This is a genomic window from Photobacterium sp. TLY01 (assembly GCF_021432065.1).
In the GTDB taxonomy this organism is placed as follows: Bacteria; Pseudomonadota; Gammaproteobacteria; order Enterobacterales; family Vibrionaceae; genus Photobacterium; species Photobacterium halotolerans_A.
Genome location: NZ_CP090364.1, coordinates 2,507,752 through 2,525,326 on the forward strand (window position 1 = coordinate 2,507,752; position 17,575 = coordinate 2,525,326).

Below are 17,575 nucleotides of genomic sequence, written 5' to 3' on the forward strand. Positions count from 1 at the left end.
ACCTACTCGAATCTATGGCAGCAGTGTCGCATACCTGACTAAAATGGTCAAGTATATACCCGACTAATTTAGTCAGGCATTATCTGTACATTAAACAACTACTTTTTCTGTCCGGCGAGGGATTTTTGCACTGATGACAACACACCGCGCAGGATATTCAGCTCCTGCTCTTCGGGTCTGGCGCGCACAAACAGGCGCCGTAATTTTGCCATCACCATGCCGGAGCGGCTGCTGATGAACTGAGTCTGTTCCATGACGTCGTACAAATGGTCAAAGAACTTTTCCAGTTCCATGGTACGCGGGTACTCAGGCAAACTGTCATCGGCAGGAAACGCTTGAGCTTCCTTATCCAGATAGGCCATGCGCACTTCATAACTGATCGTCTGCACCGCCATCGCCAGGTTCAGCGAACTGTATTCCGGGTTCGCGGGAATATACACGTGGCAATGACACTTTTGCATCTCTTCGTTGGTCAACCCCGTCCGTTCACGGCCAAACAGCAAAGCAACCGGATGCGCCGGCACTTCCTGAATCGTTTTAATCCCACACTCGCGGGGATTGAGCTGCGGCCACTCCAGACTACGGGAACGGGCGCTTGAGCCGACCACCAGACCACAATCAGCAATGGCCTCATCCAGCGTGCTGACAATGCGGGCATTTTCGACGATATCGGCCGCACCGGCTGCCAGTGCGATCGCCTGACCATCAATCTCACAAGCAGGTTCAACCAGAACAAGCTGACTCAGCCCCATCACTTTCATTGCTCGTGCCGCTGAGCCGATGTTGCCTGAATGTGATGTGCCTACCAGCACCACGCGGATTTGATCTAACATGACAGCCTGTTTTCCAACTCTGATTTCAAAACCGGGGGATTTTAGCACAGCCTTCTGTAAAGTGGGGAAAACATTGTAAGCCGAGCTTGGCAGTCCGCTCCCGGCCTGAACCGAACAAAAAATAACCACTTCCTTTTTGCTCAGGCTCTGATATACTCGCCGCCGCTTTTTAGTTCTTTAACATCCGTTGGGAAGATCCTATGCATCCGATGCTCAATATCGCGATCCGTGCTGTCCGTAAAGCCGGTGATCATGTCGCTAAGTCTTTAGAAAAACCGCAAGGCATTGAAGTCAATAAAAAAGGCAACGACGTTGTCACCAATATCGATCACGAAGCAGAAGCTATCATCATCGATACCATTCTGAAGTCTTATCCTGATCACTGCATCGTGGGTGCAGAGTCCGGCACCAAAGAAGGCCGCGACAAAGAATGCCAATGGATCATCGACCCAGTGGATGGCACCAATAACTTCGCCCGCGGTATCCCGCACTATGCCATTTCAGTTGCCCTGCGTATGCGTGGCCGCACTGAAGTTGCCGCCGTCTACGATCCAGCCCGTAACGAACTGTTCACCGCAACCCGCGGTTCTGGCGCACAGCTGAACAGCCAGCGCATCCGTGCCTCTCAGCCACGTAACCTGGCTGGTACGGTTCTGGCAAGCAGCCTGCCTTTCACCGCCAAGCAACACGCCGAAAGCTACACTAAAATCCAGCAGGCCATGTTTGTTGAGTGCGATGACATTCGTCTGTCCGGCTCGACTGCGCTGGATCTGTGCTATCTGGCCGCCGGCCGCGTAGACGGTGTGTTCAAGCTGAGTCAGAAACCTTGGGAAATGGCAGCCGGTGAACTGATTGCCCGTGAAGCAGGCGCGATCTGTACTGACTTTACCGGGAACACGAACTACCTGGCTTCTGGCAACATCGTCGCGGGTAATGTTCGTGTCGTGAAGCCTATGCTGGCGAAAATCCGTGAACACGGTAGCGAAGCGCTGAAAAAATAAGTGTCTCGCTGAGAATCTGAAAAAGCCCCGGCAACCTGGTTGCCGGGGCTTTTTTACGTCTTCAGCCAAGATTTAAGGGCAGAATTTCACCCGCCCCCAATCGCCATTACGGCATGGCGTCGAATTCTTCACCTTCTTTTTCCACTTTAGGTGGCATCAGGTGCTCACGGGTAATCCCCAGTTTCAGCGCCAGTGCCGAAGCGACATAGATAGAAGAATAGGTACCGACGGTAATACCGATTAACAGTGCTGTGGCAAACCCGTGAATCATGGTGCCGCCTTTCATAAACAAGGCGATGACCACAAACAAGGTGGTACCTGACGTGATCAGGGTACGGCTCAGCGTTTGCGTGATGGAATGATCCATCACCTCAGCCGGGCCGCCTTTGCGCATCTTACGGAAATTCTCACGAATACGGTCAAACACGACTATGGTATCGTTGAGTGAATAACCGACAACAGTCAGCAAGGCTGCCACGATCGTCAGATCGACCTCGATTTGCAGCAGTGAAAAAATACCAATCGTGATAATGACATCATGGGCCAGAGACAACACTGCCCCGGCAGCCAAACGCCACTCAAAACGCATCGATACGTACAGCAAAATACAGATCAGTGAGACCAGAATCGCCAGGCCGCCTGCTTCTGCCAGTTCATCTCCGACATTCGGGCCAACAAACTCAATCCGGCGCATTTCGACACTCTGATGGGTCCCTTCACGGAGCGCATCCAGGATCTGATTGCCCAGAGTTTCACCGGCGACACCTTCACGTGGCTGGAGACGTACCATCACATCACGGGCTGTTCCGAAGTTCTGCACGATGGCATCACCAAAACCGGCCACTTCCAGAGAATCACGAATCTGCGCCAAATCCGCAGGTTGCTCGAACCCGACTTCAATCAGCGTACCGCCGGTGAAATCCAGCCCCCAGTTCATGCCCTTGGTCAGGACAACAGAAATGGAAGCAATGATCATCACGGCAGACAGCACAAAGGCCAGTTTCGACCAGCGCATAAAGTCGATCACTTTATCCGCTTTCATTATTTGAAACATGTCAGCGTCTCCTTAGATCGACAATTTATCGATGCGCTTACCGCCATACATCAGGTTCACCAACATACGGGTGCCGACGATAGCCGTAAACATAGAGGTCAGAATACCGATAGACAGCGTCACCGCGAAGCCCTTGATCGCCCCTGTACCGACCGCAAACAAAATAATCGCGGTGATCAGCGTGGTGATATTGGCATCCGCGATAGTGCTGAATGCATTGGCGTACCCTTGCTGGATCGCCTGCTGCGGACTACGGCCATCGCGTAATTCCTCACGAATCCGCTCAAAGATCAGCACGTTGGCATCCACCGCCATCCCCACGGTCAGGACGATACCGGCAATACCAGGCAGCGTCATCGTGGCGCCCGGAATCATCGACATCACGCCAATGATCAAGACCAGGTTCATTGCCAGGGCCAGGTTGGCAACCAGGCCGAACTTGCGGTAGTACAGCAAAGTGAACAACATCACGGCGACCATGCCCCAGATACAGGCCTGGATCCCCATGTCGATGTTCTGCTGCCCCATAGAAGGACCAATCGTCCGCTCTTCCACAATGGAGATTGGCGCGATCAGTGCACCGGCACGCAACAGCAGGGCCAGATTGTGCGCTTCTGCCTGACTGTCGATGCCTGTGATTCGGAAATCACGACCCAGCGCAGTCTGAATCGTTGCCTGGTTAATCACTTCTTCGTGTTTTTCCAGAATCACTTTGCCCGCCGGGGAACGCTTGCCGCTGTCTTTATATTCAATGAACAGCGTTGCCATCAGCTTACCCACGTTATTGCGGGAGAAAGCAGTCATTTTATTACCGCCTTCACTGTCCAGCTTGATGTTCACCTGCGGGCGACCATATTCGTCATTACTGGATGTGGAATCGGTAATGTGTGAGCCTTCGAGGATCACCCGCTTTTTCAGCACCACAGGATTACCGTCACGAGAAGTTTTCACTTCACTGCCCGGTGGTACGCGGCCTGCAGCGGCGGCAGCCAGATCCACATTGGTGTCCACTTCACGGAATTCCAGAGTTGCAGTCGCACCCAGAATTTCTTTAGCCCGCGCTGTATCCTGTACGCCCGGCAGTTCAACAACAATGCGGTTTGCGCCCTGACGCTGAACCAGTGGCTCTGCGACACCCAGTTCGTTCACCCGGTTTCGCAGAATCGTAATGTTCTGGGCCACCGCATAATTACGAATTTCCTGCATCCGCGCTTCTGTAAAGCTGGCGGTGAGTGCAAAGCCACTGCCTTCAGCGAACAGCATGTCCGGGTGCGAAGCCGACAGCGTCCGTTTGGCTTCCTGTACCTGTTCGTCGTTACGAAGACGGATCTCCACCCCATTGTCTTTGACCGAAATGGCACGGTAGCGAATACGGGCTTCACGCAGCTCGGTACGGAAAGTGTCTTCCTGCTGGCCCAGCAGCTTGTCCATGGCTGCATCCATATCCACTTCCATCAGGAAGTGCACACCGCCGCGCAGGTCAAGACCAAGTTTCATCGGGGAAGCGCCCAGGCTTTCCAGCCAGGCTGGCGTTGAAGGTGCCAGATTCAAAGCAACAACATAATTGTCGCCAAGAGATTGATTCATTAAATCGCGGGCACTGATTTGTGTCTCAGTGTCTTGGAAGCGGACCAGAATAGCCCCGTTTTCGAATGCGACAGATTTGTAGGAGAGTTTATCTTGATTAAGCTGCTCGGTAACTTTATCCAGCGTGGCCATGTCTACCGAGGCGCCACGCGCCCCGGAGATTTGGATTGCTGGATCTTCACCGAACACATTGGGAAGTGCATAGAGCAAACCGATCAGCAGTGCGAACACTACCATCAGGTTCTTCCACAAGGGATACCGGTTTAACACTGAGAAGATCCTTCAAAGCCATAGATTACAGTGATTTCATTGTGCCCTTTGGCAGCACGGCAGAAACAAAATCCTTTTTGATGGTAACTTCAGTTGTGTCGTTCAGAGCGATCACAATGTAGTCATTTTCCGCTGAAACTTTGGTGATCTTACCCACCAGGCCGCCGTTGGTCAGCACTTCATCACCTTTGCCCATGGAAGACATCAGGTTCTTGTGCTCTTTCACCCGCTTGGCCTGCGGACGGTAGATCATAAAGTAGAAAATTACAGCAAACAGAGCCAGCATGATAAACAGCTGCATGCCGCCACCTTGTGGAGCGCCTTCTGCTGCTGCATGTGCCTGAGAAATAAAAAGACTCATTTATTCACGTCCTCGTTATTGTTAAACGTTTTTTAATGGTGGAACTTCGCGGTCCCGGCGCGCGTAGAACTCTTCTACGAATGCGTCGAAACGATCTTCTTCAATCGCCTGACGAATGCTTTCCATCAAACGCTGATAGTAGCGTAAGTTATGGATTGTATTAAGGCGTGCCCCCAAAATTTCATTACATTTATCCAGGTGGTACAGATACGCCTTCGAGTAATTGCGACAAGTGTAACAGTCACAGTGCGGATCCAGTGGGCTTGTATCGGTTTTATGTTTCGCATTACGGATCTTGATCACACCCCCGGTCACAAACAGGTGGCCGTTACGGGCATTCCGGGTTGGCATCACACAGTCGAACATGTCGATACCGCGGCGTACCCCTTCAACCAGGTCTTCAGGTTTACCGACACCCATCAGGTAACGCGGCTTATCTTCCGGCAGTTGCGGACACGTATGCTCCAGCACACGGTGCATATCTTCTTTCGGCTCGCCAACGGCCAGACCGCCCACAGCGTAGCCATCAAAGCCGATCTCTGTCAGGCCTTTGATTGAGACGTCACGCAGATCTTCATAGACACTGCCCTGGACAATGCCGAACAGCGCATTTTTATTGCCCATTTTATCGAAATGGTTGCGGCTGCGTTTTGCCCAGCGCAGTGACATTTCCATCGATGTCTTGGCTTCATCATGGGTAGCCGGATACGGCGTACATTCGTCGAAAATCATCACGATGTCTGAGCCCAGATCGTACTGAATTTCCATCGATTTCTCGGCATCCATGAAAATCTTGTCGCCGTTGACCGGATTACGGAAATGCACCCCTTCTTCAGTGATTTTACGGATATCACCCAGGCTGAACACCTGGAAGCCGCCTGAATCGGTCAGAATCGGGCCTTGCCACTGCATGAAATCATGCAGATCGCCGTGCAGTTTCATTACTTCCTGACCCGGGCGCAGCCACAGGTGGAAGGTATTCCCCAGCAGAATCTGTGCGCCTGTGTCTTTGACTTCTTCCGGCGTCATCCCCTTGACGGTGCCGTAAGTGCCCACCGGCATGAATGCCGGCGTTTCTACCGTACCGCGCTCAAAGACCAGACGACCGCGACGCGCACGCCCCTGGGTTTTATCTAATTCAAATTTCACAAAGCCTCCAAAAGCCAGAGAAACAATCTGACGTTAAATAGATGCAAAAGGCCCTTCGCCTGATGCACAGCGCTCCCGACCAATCAGGATCGCGAACTGTCCGGCCCAAGACCAGACAGTGATATTGAGTAATAGTTCAGTGATTCGGGCGGTCATACCTGCATTCACGCCCAAAAGTGGGACACTTGTCCAGTTCAGCCCGTTCAGTCCTGACGACGGGTGATAAACATCGAATCACCATAGCTGAAGAAACGGTAACTGTGTTCAACCGCCTGCTGATAAGCACCCATGGTATTTTCATAACCGGCAAACGCACTCACCAGCATGATCAGGGTGGATTCCGGCAGGTGGAAGTTGGTGATCAGCACGTCCACCAGCTGGAACTCGTATCCGGGGAAGATGAAAATGTCCGTATCGCCAAAAAAAGGCACCAGATCAGTACCGTTTTTCAAAGCATCCTGAGCGGCACTTTCCAGCGAGCGAACCGAGGTGGTGCCCACGGCAATCACCCGGCCGCCTCGGGCACGTGTCGCATGAATCGCATCGACCACCTCTTGCGGCACTTCCACATATTCCGCATGCATATGGTGGTCATGAATATTATCCACACGGACAGGTTGGAAGGTACCGGCACCGACGTGTAAGGTCACAAAGGCCAACTCAGCGCCTTTGGCGCGGATATCCGCCAAGAGTTGTTCGTCAAAGTGCAGTCCGGCTGTCGGGGCAGCCACAGCGCCCGGTTTTGCATTATAAACCGTTTGATAGCGCTCTTTGTCGGCTTCTTCGTCCGGACGGTCGATATAAGGGGGCAAAGGCATGTGGCCAACCTGTTCCAGAATCTCCAGTACGGTCAGCGCGCTGTTGAAGCGAATTTCAAACAAGGCATCATGGCGGGCAACCATTTCGGCTTCAAACTCATCGTTTTCGCCTAACAACAGTTGCGTCCCCGGTTTGGGTGCTTTCGAGGCCCGAACATGCGCCAGAATACTCTTATCGTCGAGCAGGCGCTCAACCAGCACTTCCAGCTTACCGCCGCTGGCTTTACGGCCAAACAGACGGGCCGGGATCACCCGGGTATTGTTAAATACCAGCAAGTCTCCGGGACGAACCAGATCCAACACATCTCTAAACGATTTATGCCACACATCACCGCTGTTACCGTCCAGTTGTAACAGTCGGCTGGATGAACGCTCCGGTTGCGGATAACGTGCAATCAGTTCATCGGGAAGGTCAAAGTGAAAATCTGAAACTTGCATTTTTTAGGCCCTAACTTACAGCAGGCAGCTAGTATAGGCTGCCAGACTGCAATATCAAGCCCGGTGAAATGGAATGAAATGATTTGTGCTCAGCCTTGGGTCCGGAAACGCCAGAGAAGTAAACCGAATAATCCAAGCAAGCCCATCAGCGAATAACTGCCCCCACTGTCATCACCGCCGCTGCTCTCTACACGAAACTGTTCCAGCCCGGCGTTACTGTAGTCCTTGAGAAAAGGATTCACGGCAAAGACAGGCGCCGAAGCAGGGGTGAAATCACTGCCTGTGACAGCAGCGATCCAGTCAAGATACGTGGACACCTGTGTATAGACGCCGGGCAGATTACCGGCACATCCTTCACCAAAACTCACCAGCCCTAACAGACGCAAGCCAAAATCCGGATCACTGCTGGCCTGCGGATCCTGCCAGACGAGCGGGCCGCCTGAATCACCAAAGCAACTGTCCCGGGACAGATTGGGAGACGGGGGCGATGCACAGACAAAAATACTGTACACCCCGGGATGGACTGAGCTGCCCCACAGGTTGTCACACACCCGATCGGGAACACCAGACAATACGGTCTGTTGCAATTGCGTGGAACCTGCGGAATCCGGATTGGGGGTTACACTCCCCCAGCCTGAAATCAGCAAATTGGCCGGGCGGCTGCTGTTTGCCACCCAGGTATTGGCAAATTCAGCATCCGCCCGGTTCTGCGTGGAGACTGAAGCTATCTGTATCGGGATTGCAGTTTCCGGCAGATCCTGGCTCAGACGAATCACGGCAATATCATTGTTAAAATTACTGCTGTTGTAACCCGGGTGCACAATGATGGCGCTGACTGGGATTGCATTTCTGCTTGTCGCACTGAAGACTGAAGTAATACCGGCCCAGACTTTCACATGCAAGGGTGTTGCAATCCGGCCGCCATTTACGATGCAGTGCGCCGCTGTCAGTATGATGCGCGGCGCAATCACCACACCGCCACACAGGTACACCTCCGTGCCGTTATCTGAAAAATCAATATTGATAAATGCCTGCCAGGGGATGTCTCCCGGCACTGCGGATATGCCCCCGATGATTCTGGCTGTGGGCTCGTGTTGCGTTGCCTGGGCTGGCAACTCATCCGTCTGTGCCCTCGCCAGCCCCGACATAAAAAGCAGGAAAGCCAGTGATAACAGACGGTTAGTTATGGGGGCTTTCATCACTACTACCCTCATGATTTACAGTGGCTTAAGTATAATTCTGACTGTGATGCCGCCATTGTTACTTATTGAGAATCCGGACGGATAGTTCATTCAGAGAAGAAAACAGACAGCATGGCACCAAACAGCATGGCGCCAGCGGGATAAGCAGTGAACACATTCAATCAATGCAATTCATCATCAACACCAGTCGGCAAGAGCCGGCTCATTCACCGCTCTGATGCAGAGACAACGCGCCGATTCAGCGTCTGTAACTTAAGCTTCTGTGACTCAGCCTTCTGCGCCAGAAGAGTACACCCAGCAGGAAAAGCAGGTTTGCTGCCGTGACGCTCCCACCCGAGCGCCTTGCCATTGCGCTGCTTAAGGTGCTGGCGGGATTGCTATCATCTGTATCTGGCGTTGCAGACAGATTGTCGGTATTCAGGAAGGGGTTAAATGTGAACACAGAGTCCGGGTAAAAGTTAACCCCCTCTCCTGCTGCGAAAGCATGCCAGTCACGATAATGGGAAACCTCAGTATACACAGCAGGAAAATTTGCGCCGCATTCCGCCCCAAAGCTGACTAAGCCCACCAGCCGAAAACCCAAATCACTGTCAGCACTGGCCTGGGGATTTTGCCACACCAATGGGCCACCGGAATCGCCCTGACACGTGTCACGTTTCACTGCAGGATCGGGCGAGATCGCACACACGAACATCGCACTCTGGGACGGTTCAACGACTGTGCCCCACACCTGTTCGCAATAGTCGTCCGGTACACCGGCCAAAAGCACATGCTGTAACTGCCGGGGCGAGGTGGCCCCGGGCTCGGTCGAAGTTAAACCCCATCCGGACACCAGTAAGTTCGGCTCGCGCTGGGTGTCAGGCACAAAGCTATTGTCAAATGCCGTATCGGCCTGCTGCTGCTCACTCACAGTCGCCAGCTGGATGGGCTGAGCGCCAGCCGGAATCTCAGTACCCAGACGCAGCAAAGCAATATCATGGATAAATGTCTCTTCATTAAACCCCGGATGGACAGCAACAGCTGTCACCGGCAGAGCGTTCAAAGCCGTCACAGAGTCGGTTGAGGTAACCCCCGCCCAGACAAATATCTCCGCTTGCTGCGCGGTGACTGAGCCTTCGGTCAGACAATGTGCGGCGGTCAGTACGGTATACTTATCGATGATAACGCCACCGCACTGAAAGACCTCCTGGTCATCGTTGCCAACGTCAATATAAATCAGTGCCTGCCACGGAATATTTTCCTGATATACCGGGCTGCCGCCGATGATTCTGGCTATCGGTTCGGTACGAGCTGACGCACTTTGCGGTCCGGCCCATACAATGCCTGAGGTCAGCGACAAAACCAGTGCTGTGGCAAACGGTAACACTGAAAAGGCGTTCATTATCTTTCCTCACTCCCTGGATAAAAGCATGACAACAAAAAGGGGACACCGGATCTCATGAATGAATGTGACTCAGGTCATCCAACTCAACTAAGGCGACCAAAGCGACGACCTGAGCTAAGCATACTGGCGTTTTTCGCAATACACTCAGTGACAGACAAAAGTGATCCTAAAAATCTTACCCATGCCCCAAAATGACGGCATCATGGTGTTTCATTCTACACTGTATCAGGTCACTGCAGGTGTCAGTGCACCGCTGCCCGGCATTGCTGCTATAGTGTCAGGCTCGCACTTCTCTCACGGCAACCGATGTTGAATCAATACGATGAACTTCCTGGCACACCTTCACTTGGCCGATCATTGTCAGAGTCACCTGGCGGGCAACTTGCTGGCCGATTTTGTCCGCGGTGACCCTTACCGGCAATACACACCAGACGTCGCTGCAGGTATCCGCTTGCATCGATTTGTCGACGGTTTTATTGACAGTCAGCCTGAAGTGCGGGCCTGGCGCAGAGCGTTTCCGCCGCACATCCGCCGGGTGAGCGGCATCGCACTGGATATGATCTGGGATCATTACCTGGCACGCCACTGGCTGGCGTTTCATGATTTACCTTTAGCGGTTTTTGTCAGACAGGCTCAAAAAGAAGTGGAAGGCTTTGGGGAAACTGAACCTGAAGATTACCGGCAACTGACGCAACGCATGTGGCAGCAAGCGTGGCTGATTCAGTATCAGCAGGTTGGCAGCATTCACCAGGCATTGGAGCGCATGGCCATTCGACGTCCGAAATTGAGTTCGCTGGCTGCATGTCCGCCGTTTCTGGCCGGACACTATCAGGAGCTGGAGCACAGCTTCTTTATTCTGTATCCAAGGCTGATGGATGCATCCCGTACATTCTGGCTGGCACACAAAGACAACTTGCTGCACCCTGAATAGGCAGCGCGAATCAAATAAGGCAGAGCGCGACCAGAAAAGAAAAAGGGGAGCCAGAGGCTCCCAAGGCGATAACAATTCGTTAAGTTAAAGCGTTATCAGACTATGGCTTGACGTGAACAAGCCGGTATCAGCCGATAACGTTAATCGCAATCCCCTCTCGGGTAACAGCTGCGAAACGGTCTTACTAGGATAGATAGCTTATTGCCGGTCAATTCATCAGAATTGATCTTCTTCAGTGGAACCTGTCAGCGCAGTCACAGAAGAGTTTCCGCCCTGAATCACGTTGGTCATCTTATCGAAGTAGCCAGTTCCCACTTCCTGCTGGTGAGCAACAAAGGTATAACCCTTCTCTGCCGCCGCAAACTCTGGGCGCTGTACTTTCTCAACATAGTGACGCATACCTTCACCCTGCGCATAAGCGTGGGCCAGCTCGAACATGTTAAACCACATGTTATGAATACCGGCCAGTGTGATGAACTGGTACTTATAGCCCATATCAGACAGCTCTTGCTGGAACTTGGCAATCGTCTCGGCATCCAGGTTCTTCTCCCAGTTGAAAGAAGGAGAACAGTTATACGCCAGCAGCTGATCCGGGTATTTAGCATGGATAGCTTCAGCAAACTGACGCGCTTCTTCCAGACAAGGGGTTGCTGTTTCACACCAGATCAGGTCAGCATACGGGGCATAAGCCAGACCACGGGCGATAGCCTGATCAATACCTGCACGAACGCGGTAGAAACCTTCCTGCGTACGCTCACCGGTAATGAAATCGGCATCGTACGGGTCGCAGTCGGAGGTCAGCAGATCGGCAGCATTCGCATCAGTACGGGCAATCACCAGCGTTGTTGTGCCGGCAACATCAGCCGCCAGACGGGCAGCAATCAGTTTTTGGACTGCTTCCTGGGTCGGTACCAGTACTTTACCGCCCATGTGGCCGCATTTTTTCACCGATGCCAGCTGATCTTCAAAGTGCACGCCGGCGGCTCCTGCATCAATCATGCTGCGCATCAGCTCGTAAGCATTCAGTACACCACCAAAGCCGGCTTCTGCATCAGCAACGATAGGCAGGAAGTAATCAATGCCGCCTTCTTCCGGGCTTTTGCCGTTTGCCCACTGAATCTGATCAGCGCGGCGGAAAGAGTTGTTAATACGTTTTACAACCGCAGGCACAGAATCGACCGGGTACAGAGACTGATCCGGATACATAGAGGAAGCTGTGTTGTTATCCGCAGCCACCTGCCAGCCTGACAGGTAGATCGCCTCAATTCCTGCTTTTGCCTGCTGTACAGCCTGACCGCCGGTCAGCGCGCCAAGACAGTTCACATAGCCTTTCTTGGCAGAGCCGTTCACCAGATCCCACAACTTATCAGCACCACGCTGAGCCAGTGTGTTCGCCGGTACGACCGAACCACGCAGATTAACCACTTCTTCCGCAGTATAAGTCCGCTTAACATGTTTCCAACGTGGGTTCTCCGCCCAATCCTTTTCAATGGCTTCGATCTGTTGCTGGCGAGTCAGTGTCATAATAAATCCCTCGTATTATGTGACGATATTTCGCAAAATCAGGACGTTCTGCGCTTCAGTTGTACTCAGTTTTCTTGGGCTTCCCCTGCCCGGAACAAGCCGGGCAGTGTTTATTGCACAATGTGCTTATTGTTGTGTTGCAGTTCCGGTTTGAATGTTTGCTTCACAGTTATTCCAGGTATTCGTAGCCAGGCAGTGTCAGGAAGGTGACCAGCTCATCACTGGTGGTCAGGCGCGCCATCATGGCAGCCGCTTCCTGAAATTGTCCTTGGCTGAAGCGCTCAGTACCGACTTCCTGCGCCAGGACTTGCATTTCTTCATCCAGCAACTGTTCAAACAGCGCTTTAGTGACAACCTGACCGTTACTGAGCGTTTTGCCGTGCTTGATCCACTGCCAGATGGACGCACGCGAAATTTCAGCGGTGGCAGCATCTTCCATCATGCCGTAAATCGGCACACAGCCGTTGCCTGAGATCCAGGCTTCGATGTACTGCACAGCAACGCGAATGTTATGGCGCATGCCTTCTTCTGTCCGTTCGCCGTCGCAGGGTGCCAGCAGTTCAGCTGCCGTGATGGGCGCATCGCTGTCACGGGTGACATCCAGCTGGTTGGAACGGGCGCCGAGACACTGATCAAACACAGCGCGGGCGGTGTCAGCCAGTCCCGGATGGGCGACCCAGGTGCCGTCATGGCCGTTGTTGGCCTCCAGCGCTTTATCAGTCTGGATCTTGTCCAGTACCCAGGCATTCCGCTCGGCATCCTTGGAAGGAATAAAGGCTGCCATACCGCCCATCGCAAACGCGCCGCGACGGTGACAGGTTCTGACCAGCAAGCGCGAGTAAGCGTTGAGGAAAGGTTTTTCCATGGTCACCACCTGACGATCCGGCAGGATCCGATCCGGATGGTTCCGCAATGTCTTGATATAGCTGAAAATGTAATCCCATCGGCCACAGTTCAGGCCCACAATGTGCTCTTTCAGGCTGAACAGAATTTCATGCATCTCAAATACCGCCGGCAGGGTTTCAATCAGCACAGTGGCTTTGATGGTACCGCGCGGCAGGCCTGCCTGATCTTCGGCAAAGCTGAATACATCGCTCCACCAGGCCGCTTCCTGATAAGCCTGCAGCTTGGGAACATAGAAGTAAGGCCCGCTACCGTTTTCCAGCAATTGTTTGTGGTTGTGATAGAAATACAGGCCAAAATCCAGCAAGGCGCCCGGAATCGGCTGGCCGTTCCATAAAAGGTGTTTTTCCGGCAGATGCAAACCGCGAACGCGACAAATCAGTACCGCGGGATCCTCTTTCAATGCATACACTTTCCCGGTTTCAGGCTGGGTGTAAGTAATCGTACGGTTGACTGCATCACGCAGGTTGCGCTGGCCGTCAATCACTGCGCTCCAGGCTGGCGCAAAAGAGTCTTCAAAATCTGCCATGAAGACTTTGACATTGGCATTCAGGGCGTTAATCACCATTTTGCGATCAACAGGACCTGTGATTTCCACACGACGATCCTGCAGATCAGACGGAATGTTCTGAATGGTCCAGTCACCTTCACGGATTTCCCGGGTCTCAGGCAGGAAATCAGGTAACTGCCCGGCATCCACAGACTGCTGACGCACTTCACGCGCTGCCAGCAGCTCCGGCACCCGGGAAGCAAATCGACTGACCAGTTGCTCCACAAAAGCCATCGCGTCATCACTCAGGATGTCTCGCTGTGATTCTGAAAGCGGTGCGACCAAGGTCAGCTGACCAAACTGGTGGTGATTTTCCATACCCATTTTTTGACTCCCCATTTACCCAAATCAGCCAAGTGTAACTAAATCACGACTTAATCCATGTGTCGGCTGATTTCCATCATAGACCACTTTCGGCCTCAACATGGCTATTACGTTGCCTTAACAAATCGCAAAAGGCAAACACGGTCAAAATTGAACACTAAAACAAAAACAAACAAAACATTAAAAATCAAAACTTTAAATAAAATAGAGCTATTGCTCAAAACACTGAATTAAAACAGTTTAAGACGATATATTCGGTTTTTACCCTCAGGCCGATTTCCCAGGCATATTTGTAAAGTATTACGTAATTAAATTACCAATTAACACTTAGTTAACAATTTAAAATATGACGTTTTAAACAATGACGAATGGCGTGTAGCGCTGTAACGCACTCAATCTACATACATTTATAGACAAGATTTTTCAGAGTCATACAGTGAAGGGATAATTTCAGGTGTCAGACAGGCTATTGTTTTACAGAACGAAACAGAAAAAACCTACAAAATGAAGGACTTGGCAAAACACTCAAACAGAGCAAAGTATCATCAAGATCGCAATTCAGCAGAATATTTCACCAAAAAAGAAAAATATCTCTGCTGAGCGTCCTGAATGTCGTTAAAGCAGCTCGGTGACTATCTCTGCCAGGGACTGAAAAGTGGCAATACGGCTTGAGGTCGGCCGCCAGACCAGGCCTATTTCACGATAAGCGGCCTGCCCGGGCGGATCTAAGATCACCAGATCCGGGTTATCCGCCAACCCATGCTTGATTGCCATTTGCGGGATAAAGGTTGAGCCCAGGCCATTGGATACCATCTGCACCAGAGTATGTAAGCTGGTCGCCGCAAACGGATTTATCTTTTCTTTACTGGTCAGCTGGCACGCCGACACCGCATGGCCGGTAAGACAATGTTCTTTCTCCAGCAGAAAGACAGATTCATCCGGTAAATCGGTATAGCGCAGCGGAACATTCACTTTTGAGGCCTGGTTTTTACTGATCACCATCTTGAAGGGATCGCGCCCAACAATCTGGCTGTGCATGCCACTGATCTCAACCGGCAGTGCCAGGATCAGCACATCCATGTCACCATTGCGTAAGGCACTGAGCAGATTGTCCGTCGTGTCTTCGCGCAGCAGCAGGTGAAGCTGCGGATGCCTGCGATTGACCGCCTGTACTAAATCGCCCAGTAAGAAAGGGGCGATGGTCGGAATACATCCCAGCCGGACCTGACCGGCCATCTGATCCTCACCGCTTTTCGACAGCTCCATCATATCCTGTGTTCTGGCCAGCAGTTCGCGGCTGCGGACCACCACTTCTTCACCTGTGGTGGTAAAAACCAGGGCTTTGTTGTCCCGTTCAATCAGCTGGCAGCCAACCAGATCTTCCAGATTCTGAATGCCTGAACTGAGTGTGGACTGACTGACGAAACACTGTTTAGCGGCTTCGCCAAAATGGCGGGTTTCATAAAGTGTGACCAGATAATGGAGCTGTTTAAGCGACGGAAATTTGCTCATCGTATTTTTCGATTGTAATAATCTATTTATTCCACTTTTTTCAATGTAGCACTTTCGCTATAGTGTGTCCTGATTTTTGAAGGAACTGCCCTTACGGGGTGGTACACATTCCAATATTAGGAGCACCAATATGGTACTAGTAGGTCGTCAAGCACCTGATTTCACAGCTGCTGCAGTTCTGGGTAACGGTGAAATCGTTGATAACTTCAACTTCAAGCAATTCACTGAAGGCAAAAAAGCGGTTGTTTTCTTCTACCCGCTGGACTTCACTTTTGTTTGCCCATCTGAGCTGATCGCTTTTGACAAGCGTTTTGCTGATTTCCAAGCGAAAGGCGTTGAAGTTATCGGTGTATCGATCGATTCTCAGTTCTCTCACAACGCATGGCGTAACACTGCTGTTGAGAACGGCGGTATCGGCCAGGTTCAATACCCTCTGATTGCTGACGTGAAGCACGAAATCTGTAAAGCTTACGACGTTGAGCACCCAGAAGCCGGCGTTGCTTTCCGTGGTTCTTTCCTGATCGACGAAGAAGGTGTTGTTCGTCACCAGGTTGTAAACGACCTGCCTCTGGGCCGTAACATCGACGAGATGCTGCGTATGGTTGACGCGCTGAACTTCCACCAGAAAAACGGTGAAGTGTGCCCGGCACAGTGGGAAGAAGGCAAAGCAGGCATGACTGGTTCTCCAGAAGGTGTTGCTGCTTACCTGTCTGAGCACACTGCTGACCTGTAATCCAGCCTTGCGCTGAATTGCACAGCCTTGAGCTGAAGTACACAGCCCTGAGCTGAAGTACACAGCCTTGAGCTGAATGCATAGCCCGGCCACAGTGCCGGGCTTATTTTTATCCCAATTTCATCACTGAGATTGATCAGGCCCTTCGACAGCTCTCCCCTCACCGTTTACACTCTGCCCAGGTTTACTGAACAAGGCATTCTCATGTCCGCATTTCCTCTGACTCATCTTGAAGTCTGTATCGACAGCATTGAATCCCTGCATGCCGCCCAGCAGGGCGGCGCGACCCGCATCGAACTGTGCTCCTCACTGGCCCTGGGTGGCCTGACCCCGAGTGCCGGATTGATGCGCCAGGCAGCAAAAACCGCCAGCATTCCTGTTTACGCCATGATCCGTCCCCGTCAGGGTGACTTTTTATTCTCAAGTGAAGACATGGAAATCATGCTGTCTGACATTCACCAAGCCAGGCAAGCGGGCCTGCACGGCGTCGTCATCGGTGTGCTGACGGCGCAAGGCAAAGTGGACACCAGCCAACTCGCCGAGCTGATGAAAGCCGCGAAAGGGCTGGGCGTGACTTTCCATCGCGCCATCGATCAATGCGACAACTACACAGAAGCGCTGGATGCCATCATGCGTGCAGGCTGCGAGCGTGTTCTGTCTTCCGGACTGCAATCTACGGCGCTGGAAGGGGCGGAAACGCTGGCAGACATGGTGCGCTATTGCGGTGATCGCCTGAGCATCATGGCCGGTGCAGGGATCACCGCGAGCAACGCCGCGAAAATTGTCGCACAGACCGGCGTGAAAGAATTACATCTGTCGGGCAAAACCACCCGGCCAAGCCTGATGGAGCATATTGCTGCAGGCGCCCACATGGGCAGTCAGGCGATCGATGACTACACGATTCCTGTGACCAGCAGCGACAAAATCGCCGCCGTCATTACAGCGCTGAAATACTGAATACCTGTTCGCTCCCGTACCGGGAGCGAATGTCAGGCTTTTTT

General features: G+C 52.3%; 15 protein-coding genes. 4 read left to right on the forward strand and 11 right to left on the reverse strand.

The window, feature by feature from the left end:
* Window positions 1-98 precede the first annotated feature (98 nt).
* The gene (trmJ, locus tag LN341_RS11795) at window positions 99-833 is read right to left on the reverse strand and encodes a tRNA (cytosine(32)/uridine(32)-2'-O)-methyltransferase TrmJ (RefSeq protein WP_234203386.1); all 735 of its coding nucleotides are present in this window, start codon (window positions 831-833) and stop codon (window positions 99-101) included.
* A gap of 200 nt (window positions 834-1,033) precedes the next feature.
* Between trmJ and suhB the strand changes: the two genes are divergently transcribed.
* Window positions 1,034-1,834: an inositol-1-monophosphatase gene (suhB, locus tag LN341_RS11800; RefSeq protein WP_234203387.1), complete on the forward strand. Its 801-nt coding sequence runs from the start codon at window positions 1,034-1,036 to the stop codon at window positions 1,832-1,834.
* A 106-nt stretch (window positions 1,835-1,940) separates the two neighbouring features.
* Here suhB and secF read toward each other — a convergent pair whose 3' ends face one another.
* From secF to LN341_RS11835, 7 genes are all read right to left on the reverse strand, one after another.
* Complete coding sequence (secF, locus tag LN341_RS11805; RefSeq protein WP_046218871.1) at window positions 1,941-2,888, reverse strand: protein translocase subunit SecF; 948 nt, start codon at window positions 2,886-2,888, stop codon at window positions 1,941-1,943.
* 12 nt (window positions 2,889-2,900) lie between these two features.
* Window positions 2,901-4,745 carry a protein translocase subunit SecD gene (secD, locus tag LN341_RS11810; protein WP_082095633.1) on the reverse strand — a complete coding sequence of 615 codons (1,845 nt, stop codon included), beginning with the start codon at window positions 4,743-4,745 and terminating at the stop codon, window positions 2,901-2,903.
* 25 nt (window positions 4,746-4,770) lie between these two features.
* Window positions 4,771-5,106: a preprotein translocase subunit YajC gene (yajC, locus tag LN341_RS11815; RefSeq protein WP_027252969.1), complete on the reverse strand. Its 336-nt coding sequence runs from the start codon at window positions 5,104-5,106 to the stop codon at window positions 4,771-4,773.
* Between the two features lie 21 nt (window positions 5,107-5,127).
* Complete coding sequence (gene tgt / locus LN341_RS11820) at window positions 5,128-6,255, reverse strand: tRNA guanosine(34) transglycosylase Tgt (RefSeq protein ID WP_234203388.1); 1,128 nt, start codon at window positions 6,253-6,255, stop codon at window positions 5,128-5,130.
* Window positions 6,256-6,458: 203 nt separating this feature from the next.
* Entirely contained in the window at window positions 6,459-7,511 is a 1,053-nt protein-coding gene (queA, locus tag LN341_RS11825) for a tRNA preQ1(34) S-adenosylmethionine ribosyltransferase-isomerase QueA (protein WP_046218874.1), read from the reverse strand.
* Between the two features lie 89 nt (window positions 7,512-7,600).
* A complete protein-coding gene (locus LN341_RS11830; RefSeq protein WP_234203389.1) occupies window positions 7,601-8,710 on the reverse strand; it encodes a serine protease in 1,110 nt (369 codons plus the stop codon).
* A 241-nt stretch (window positions 8,711-8,951) separates the two neighbouring features.
* Window positions 8,952-10,094: a serine protease gene (locus LN341_RS11835; RefSeq protein ID WP_234203390.1), complete on the reverse strand. Its 1,143-nt coding sequence runs from the start codon at window positions 10,092-10,094 to the stop codon at window positions 8,952-8,954.
* A 325-nt stretch (window positions 10,095-10,419) separates the two neighbouring features.
* On the opposite strand from LN341_RS11835, the gene LN341_RS11840 reads away from it, so the two are divergent.
* The gene (locus LN341_RS11840; protein ID WP_046218875.1) at window positions 10,420-11,028 is read left to right on the forward strand and encodes an ACP phosphodiesterase; all 609 of its coding nucleotides are present in this window, start codon (window positions 10,420-10,422) and stop codon (window positions 11,026-11,028) included.
* Window positions 11,029-11,244: 216 nt separating this feature from the next.
* Here the strand turns inward: LN341_RS11840 and aceA are convergent, their stop codons facing one another.
* The 3 genes from aceA to LN341_RS11855 all read right to left on the reverse strand — a co-directional run bounded on the left by aceA (window position 11,245) and on the right by LN341_RS11855 (window position 15,841).
* Window positions 11,245-12,552, reverse strand: a complete 1,308-nt coding sequence (aceA, locus tag LN341_RS11845; RefSeq protein ID WP_046218876.1) for an isocitrate lyase — start codon at window positions 12,550-12,552, stop codon at window positions 11,245-11,247.
* A 169-nt stretch (window positions 12,553-12,721) separates the two neighbouring features.
* Window positions 12,722-14,323 carry a malate synthase A gene (aceB, locus tag LN341_RS11850; RefSeq protein ID WP_234205025.1) on the reverse strand — a complete coding sequence of 534 codons (1,602 nt, stop codon included), beginning with the start codon at window positions 14,321-14,323 and terminating at the stop codon, window positions 12,722-12,724.
* 621 nt (window positions 14,324-14,944) lie between these two features.
* Entirely contained in the window at window positions 14,945-15,841 is an 897-nt protein-coding gene (locus LN341_RS11855) for a hydrogen peroxide-inducible genes activator (RefSeq protein WP_046218878.1), read from the reverse strand.
* A 130-nt stretch (window positions 15,842-15,971) separates the two neighbouring features.
* Between LN341_RS11855 and LN341_RS11860 the strand changes: the two genes are divergently transcribed.
* Both LN341_RS11860 and LN341_RS11865 read left to right on the forward strand, forming a co-directional pair.
* Window positions 15,972-16,574: a peroxiredoxin C gene (locus LN341_RS11860; RefSeq protein ID WP_046218879.1), complete on the forward strand. Its 603-nt coding sequence runs from the start codon at window positions 15,972-15,974 to the stop codon at window positions 16,572-16,574.
* A gap of 204 nt (window positions 16,575-16,778) precedes the next feature.
* Complete coding sequence (locus LN341_RS11865) at window positions 16,779-17,531, forward strand: copper homeostasis protein CutC (protein ID WP_046218880.1); 753 nt, start codon at window positions 16,779-16,781, stop codon at window positions 17,529-17,531.
* The last annotated feature ends 44 nt before the right edge of the window (window positions 17,532-17,575 follow it).

What these genes read in the sequence shown, in the direction of transcription:
- suhB (WP_234203387.1), top strand. Translation starts at nt 1,034, where the DNA reads ATGCATCCGATGCTCAATATCGCGATCCGTGCTGTCCGTAAAGCCGGT.
- LN341_RS11835 (WP_234203390.1), bottom strand. Translation starts at nt 10,094, where the DNA reads ATGAACGCCTTTTCAGTGTTACCGTTTGCCACAGCACTGGTTTTGTCG.
- aceA (WP_046218876.1), bottom strand. Translation starts at nt 12,552, where the DNA reads ATGACACTGACTCGCCAGCAACAGATCGAAGCCATTGAAAAGGATTGG.
- LN341_RS11840 (WP_046218875.1), top strand. Translation starts at nt 10,420, where the DNA reads ATGAACTTCCTGGCACACCTTCACTTGGCCGATCATTGTCAGAGTCAC.
- LN341_RS11830 (WP_234203389.1), bottom strand. Translation starts at nt 8,710, where the DNA reads ATGAAAGCCCCCATAACTAACCGTCTGTTATCACTGGCTTTCCTGCTT.
- LN341_RS11860 (WP_046218879.1), top strand. Translation starts at nt 15,972, where the DNA reads ATGGTACTAGTAGGTCGTCAAGCACCTGATTTCACAGCTGCTGCAGTT.
- aceB (WP_234205025.1), bottom strand. Translation starts at nt 14,323, where the DNA reads ATGGAAAATCACCACCAGTTTGGTCAGCTGACCTTGGTCGCACCGCTT.
- trmJ (WP_234203386.1), bottom strand. Translation starts at nt 833, where the DNA reads ATGTTAGATCAAATCCGCGTGGTGCTGGTAGGCACATCACATTCAGGC.
- LN341_RS11865 (WP_046218880.1), top strand. Translation starts at nt 16,779, where the DNA reads ATGTCCGCATTTCCTCTGACTCATCTTGAAGTCTGTATCGACAGCATT.
- secF (WP_046218871.1), bottom strand. Translation starts at nt 2,888, where the DNA reads ATGTTTCAAATAATGAAAGCGGATAAAGTGATCGACTTTATGCGCTGG.
- queA (WP_046218874.1), bottom strand. Translation starts at nt 7,511, where the DNA reads ATGCAAGTTTCAGATTTTCACTTTGACCTTCCCGATGAACTGATTGCA.
- yajC (WP_027252969.1), bottom strand. Translation starts at nt 5,106, where the DNA reads ATGAGTCTTTTTATTTCTCAGGCACATGCAGCAGCAGAAGGCGCTCCA.
- LN341_RS11855 (WP_046218878.1), bottom strand. Translation starts at nt 15,841, where the DNA reads ATGAGCAAATTTCCGTCGCTTAAACAGCTCCATTATCTGGTCACACTT.